We start from the raw sequence: 1,622 nt of genomic DNA, 5'->3' as shown, positions 1-1,622 counted from the left end.
CGGTAGAGTCGAGATGTGGCGCGGTGGCAGTAGGTTCGGTTTGTCTGTTCTCCGCCCCTTTCGTCTGGCGGTGCCCGAGTAACCTCACCCTAACTCCGTTTCCACACCCCGCTCATCGAACCGGACATGCAGATTTCCCGCATCCGGCTCTCGGACAGGACATCACGCCTTCGAACACGGCAGGTTACAGCCAAGGACCGGTCAGGCGCACGAGACCGAAGTGCCCGTAGAGGTGCTGGAGTGGATAGCTCCCGCCCCCGCGACGCCTGACCTTATGCTTGTTCCGTAACCACCGGCGCAACCGCGCAGCGGTATAGCTGTCGAGCGCCCGGTACGCGCGTCTGAACGTCCCTACCTTAAAGTAGTTCGCCCAGCCGCGTAGCATGCGATTCAACTTGCCAACCAGCTCCGTGGTGTCCAGCCACGTCATAGAAGCGGCGGTCAGCGCATGAACCTTCTCAACCATGCGCCGGATACTCTTCTTCGACGGACGCATGCCCATGCGGGCCTGGCCAGTCGTTGCTGAGTACATCCGCCCAAACGTGTAACCCAGGAAGTCGAATTCCCCTTCCGGAACTGCACAGATTTGTGTCTTCTCCTCGTTGACCGTCAGCTTCAGCTTGCTCATGATCTCGCGCAGTCGCGACAACGCTTCTTCAGCTTTGCCCCGCTTGCACAGGATCACCAGATCGTCCGCGTAGGTCACGATTCGACTGCCAAGACTTCGCTCAAGCCCGAGCTTCTTCCATGCCAACACAAACCGGCGCATGTAAATATTCGCCAGTAGTGGTGAGATGGGTGAGCCTTGCGGAATGCCTCGCCTGCTATCCTTGGCCTCGGTCGTACGTGTCTGGCGACCCCGGTTATCGGTTTCTTCAACGGAGCACTCCAACCACATCTTGATCAGATGCAGCACGCGCCGGTCAACGATGCGTCGCGCAAGCGACAACATCAAATCGGCGTGGGGAATACTTCCGAAGTAGTCCGCCAGGTCGGCGTCTACGACGTCCGTTTGCCCTCTATGCAGCCGCTCTTCCACCTCGATCACCGCTTGCTGGGCATTTCGCCCCGGGCGGTAAGCGTACTGCTCTGGTGGGAGGTCAGCTTCGAAGATCGGTTCGAGCACCAGCATCGCTGCTGTCATGCACACCCGATCTCGCAAGGTCGAGATGCCCAGTGGCCTCAGCTTGCCATTGGCCTTCGGGATATACACTCTTCTGATAGGGTCCGGCCGGTAAGTCTCCTGCCTGAGCGCAAGCGCCAGTTCGCCGAGCCACTTTGACACCCCATACGCCTCGACCTGCGCGAAGTCTTGCCGATCGACACCCGGCGCGCCCTTGTTCGAGCGACACTGGGCGTACGCATGCGCCAGCAAATCCTCACGATAGATCTTGTCGTACAGAGCATAGAAGCGGTACCCGGCTTCTGCCTTCGCTTTCGCGTGTAACGCCATCTGCAGCTTCTGAACACTGATCGGAGTTGATAGGTTGCCCAATCTCCAGGTCCCTCACTACGTGTTGCGTTTGTCTTGAACTGAGGCCCCTTTCCTCCACCGGCATTACCCGTTAGGCGCTGCAGCACCTAACGGGTATTCAGCGGAGTCCATTTTTCTGCGGAGTGGG

1 protein-coding gene is annotated in these 1,622 nt (G+C 59.1%); it reads right to left on the bottom strand.

Annotated elements, in window-relative coordinates; translation table 11 throughout:
* Positions 1-184: 184 nt before the first annotated feature.
* Positions 185-1,495: a group II intron reverse transcriptase/maturase gene (ltrA, locus tag F6X37_RS35670; protein WP_262420167.1), complete on the bottom strand. Its 1,311-nt coding sequence runs from the start codon at positions 1,493-1,495 to the stop codon at positions 185-187.
* Between the last annotated feature and the right edge of the window lie 127 nt (positions 1,496-1,622).

The organism is Paraburkholderia sp. 31.1, assembly GCF_014397645.1.
GTDB lineage: Bacteria > Pseudomonadota > Gammaproteobacteria > Burkholderiales > Burkholderiaceae > Paraburkholderia > Paraburkholderia tuberum.
The sequence above is the reverse complement of the archived record's forward strand: the minus strand, read 5'-3'. Positions and strand labels throughout refer to the sequence as shown.